Source organism: Halochromatium sp. (assembly GCF_054919635.1).
The window spans coordinates 1-4,019 of the sequence record NZ_JBUDPI010000339.1 but is presented as its reverse complement, the minus strand read 5'-3'; the positions used below and the strand labels follow the sequence as shown (position 1 = coordinate 4,019).

4 protein-coding genes are annotated in these 4,019 nt (G+C 64.1%); 2 read left to right on the top strand and 2 right to left on the bottom strand.

What is annotated here, in order from left to right; all coding sequences use genetic code 11:
* On the top strand, positions 1-623 hold a 623-nt coding region (locus ACY693_RS16185; protein WP_462322845.1), incomplete at its 5' end, for a DsrE family protein.
* 471 nt (positions 624-1,094) lie between these two features.
* On the top strand, positions 1,095-1,634 hold the full coding sequence (locus ACY693_RS16180) for a GNAT family N-acetyltransferase (protein WP_462322844.1): 540 nt from the start codon (positions 1,095-1,097) through the stop codon (positions 1,632-1,634).
* A gap of 318 nt (positions 1,635-1,952) precedes the next feature.
* Here ACY693_RS16180 and ACY693_RS16175 read toward each other — a convergent pair whose 3' ends face one another.
* The gene (locus ACY693_RS16175) at positions 1,953-3,173 is read right to left on the bottom strand and encodes a patatin-like phospholipase family protein (RefSeq protein WP_462322843.1); all 1,221 of its coding nucleotides are present in this window, start codon (positions 3,171-3,173) and stop codon (positions 1,953-1,955) included.
* Positions 3,174-3,342: 169 nt separating this feature from the next.
* Positions 3,343-4,019: efflux RND transporter permease subunit (locus ACY693_RS16170; protein ID WP_462322842.1), on the bottom strand; the 677-nt coding region annotated here is incomplete at its 5' end.

Genomic DNA, 4,019 nt, shown 5'->3' with positions numbered 1-4,019 from the left:
CTGACGCCCAGTCAGTCTATCTTTCCTTCAGTCAATGCATTCGGTGGCCGCTAATGACTCCTCAGCGCTCTATCCTCTTTTCTATTCTGATTATCGTCGGTGGTCTCTTTTCATCCGTGACGACCGTAGCGGCTTCTGAAGAGGTCGCGGATTGGGTGGCGCCGGTGATCACCGGGTTCGGCTATATCAATCCACTCCCAGAGGCCAAGCTTCAGCCCGATCCCAACCAGGATTACAAGGTCGTCTTCGACATCTCCAAAGGTAGCGAAGGAGCAGGTGAGATCAATGGCGGACTTTGGCATGTTGCGCGCGCGGTCAATCTATTCGCGACCGATGGTAAGCCAGCGGAGAATCTTGAGATCGCCGCCGTCATCCATGGCAGTGCGACCAGCGTCGTGCTCGATGACAATACCTATGAGGCTCGCTATCTGAAGAAGAATCCCAATGCCGAGCTAATCAAGAAGCTCAAGGCCGCCGGGGTCAAGCTCTATGTCTGCGGGCAAGCGATTGTCGACAGCGGTTACTACTATCAGAACGTCCGCGAGGATATCGATGTGGTGCTCGGGGCGATTGCCGCTGAGATCAAGCTGGTGACCGAGGGATATGTGCTCGTCTACCTCTGACATCGAAACAGGGCAGTTGTAGCGCCTAGCCGCAGCAAGACCTCGCCGGTACGCCTCTCTGAGCGCTCCGGCGAGGTCGTCTGATTGAGGGATCGACGCTGGCCTTCGCCAGCTGGCTCAGTCGACGAGTCTCGAGGAGTCCTGCCGAGACGCATGCCGTCAGACGACCTGCCGACTAGACTCGATTGTCACGAGATCAACCGCTGATCGATTCAACCTAGAAAGAGCAGTTGACCGCTTCGGCGTGTATGCAAGTGCCTGTGTCTGTTGCGATTTAGGCCGCCCGCGATCTTCCCCCGCTAGGTGAATGTCGCTACGGCCGCCATGGCACGCCCCGCGCGGCGCCCAGCTTCGTTACAACTCGTTGGAATAGAACGACTATTCCGCCTCGTTGTGCCTTGCTGGACACCGCGCGGGACGCACCCTGACGACCGTCCAACTGCTCTTTCTAGGTTCAACGGAGAGCACAGCGTGCAGTTTTCGACAGACACCCAAGGACGCGAAGCAGCGATCATTGAGCTATTCCGCGCGACCTTCACCGCTTCCGAGGGCGAGGAAGAAGGCGCACTGATCGGCGATCTCGTGCGCAATCTGCTCGCTAGCACGGCGGAGCGGGATCGCTTCGTCTTCGTGACGGAGGGCGACGGTGCCATTATCGGCGGCATTATCTTCTCGCGGCTCAGCTACGCGCAGGATCATCGGACTGTCTTCGTGCTCGGCCCGGTCGCCGTGGCCACCGATCAGCAAGGTAAGGGCATCGGGCAACGGCTGCTGAGCCATGGCCTGGCCAGGCTGCGCAGCGCCGGCGTTGACATCGTGCTGACCTATGGCGATCCAACCTACTATGAAAAGGTCGGCTTCAGACCCATCAGCGAGGCAGATGCCACAGCACCGTTCAAGCTGAGCCAACCCGAAGGCTGGCTGGCGCAGTCGTTGACAGACCGGTCGCTAACCCCGCTCAAAGGTCCACCGCGCTGCGTCGATGCACTGAACGATCCGGTGTTCTGGTAGGGTCCCACGTCGGGTTCGGCTCTGACGACTCGCCCATCTCCAGCACGATACCACTGCCGACTCAGCTAACCGCTGTTTGACGACGCTCGATCCGTGCCTTTCTGGCACCCAGGTCGGTGCCTGTAGGGGCGGATTGCAGCCGAGCCTTCGCGTCTGTCGGGCGACGCGCCGATCCTCGAAGGTCTAGAGGGGCTCGCAGTAGCGGCTATACCTCAGGTGCAGGGTATCGGCGAAGTCCATGCGCTCGGTATTGATATGACCGAGCCCAAGCAGGTGCTCAAGGTCATGGACGATCTGCGGGGGCTCACTCGAAAGGTGTCAGTTGACCTCATCGATGGTCAGCCATGCCTGATCTGCGAGTGCGCGCTCACGGCCGAGCCGGAACAGCTGGTTCATGTAGTCCTTGTCGAAGGGCTCGTCGGCGACGGCGTAAAAGCTCTGGGGGATGTAGGCGAGGCGGTAGTCGAGCCCTTGTTCGCGGGCGACGATGTAGAGCTCCGCGAGGTTGCCGATGCTCTGGCTGCCGATAAGCGTATCGATGCTGCGGCTCATGACCGGCACGAGGCGACGCTTCACGGTCTCCCAGCGCGGGCGCAGCTTGGCGTTGCGAATGACATAGAGGCGCGGCTCGCCGCGGGCGTCGAGGCGTTGGGCAATGCGCCGCCAATCTGCGCCCGCGGGGGAGAAGAAGAGCTGCGCGGTGACGCCGCCGTCCACGTGCAGCTCGTCAAAGCGGCGACCGTCGGCCTCCACCTCGATCAGCACCGGCGGGAAGACGCCGGGGATCGAGGCCGAGGCCAGGATCACGTCGTGAATCAGCGCCGGTGCGTTCGGGGCCGTGCTTGCGGCGAGGCGCGTGATGTCCCAAACCACCGGGCGTCCGGCGTCTAGGTTGGTGGTGCCCACCAGCAGGCTGCGTCCCTTGCGGCCCTCGGCGGCGATCTTCGCCAGCACCTCGTCGTTGAGATACTCGGCAATCTTGCGACGCAGCGGGCGGGTGCTGGAAACGGCATCACCGCGGAGGATCTCGAGCGGGCCGCGCGGCTCCATCAGGTCCTTGGTGGAGAACTGCGTGTAGACCTCGCGCAGCACCGGATCGTAGTCGGGTCCGAGAAAGGCGAAGGGTGCGATGAGCGCACCGGTGCTGATGCCGGTGACGATCTGGAATTCGGGCCGGGTGCCCGTCTCGGTCCAACCCGTCAACAGGCCGGCACCGAAGGCGCCGTCGCCGCCGCCTCCGGAGATGACCAGGTAGTTGTGCGGGCGGCCCATGATGCCGCTGTAGCGCTCGCGCAGGGTTGCCTCGGGCAGCGCGAGCCAGGCCTCGAGCTCCGCCGGGCGCTCGTCACCCCAGTAACGGCCGCCGGCGATGCCGGGGAGGCTGGCGTCCGCGGCCAAGGCGGCCGGCAGGGGCTCTAGGCGGTCGGGCATGGCGGCACAGCCAGCGAGCAGCATGAGGCCGACCAGCACGAGCCCGAACAGGGTGACACGAGACCAGGATGGTTTGGTCCGTTCTGCGGCTGATTGGGCTCTCGGCATGGTAGGTCGCGCGGCGGCTGACGGGGTGAATCGCTCAGCGGATGTTGGGGCGGATGGCGCCTTGGCCGACGCGACGCAGCGGCGGTTGCGGTGCACGAGTCGGCGCCAAGCGACCGAACTAGCGCGCGGCATGGCGCTGGAGCGGGGCAGCGTGGTGCTGGGGCGGGATTCAGACAGACGCATGATCGGCGTTCGGTGATTGATCATTGATCCGGAACAGCACGGCATAGAGCAGGGGCACGACGATGAGCGTCAACAGGGTCGCGAACGCGAGGCCAAACATGATGGTCACCGCCATGCTCTTGAAGAAGGGATCGAACAGCAGCGGCGCGACGCCGAGGATCGTCGTCAACGCGCCGAGGACCACCGGCCGGGCGCGGCTGGCGGCGGCGTCCAATACCGGCGCCAGGCCCGGCTTGCCGGCCCGACGCTCGGCATCGGCCTGATCGACGAGCACGATTGCGTTCTTGACCAGCATCCCGATCAGGCTCAGGAAGCCGAGGATCGCCATGAACTCGAACGGGACCTGGAACAGCAGCAGGCCGATGGTCACGCCGACGATCGCCAGCGGCACCGTGAGCCAGATCACCAGCGGCTGGCGCAGCGCGTTGAACATCACCACCACCGCGAGCACCATCGCCGCGAAGCCGTAGGGCGCGGAGATCGCGAGCCCTTCATTGGCCTCACGCGAGGCCTTGTCCTCGCCGTGCCATTCCAGCGCATAGCCGGGCGGCAGCGCGATGGCCTCGATCTGTGGCTTGAGCCGCTCCAGCAGCGGTCCGGACAGCGCGCCCGGTAGCGGATCGGCCTGGGCCTTGAGGGTCGGGAAGCGATCGACGCGGCGCA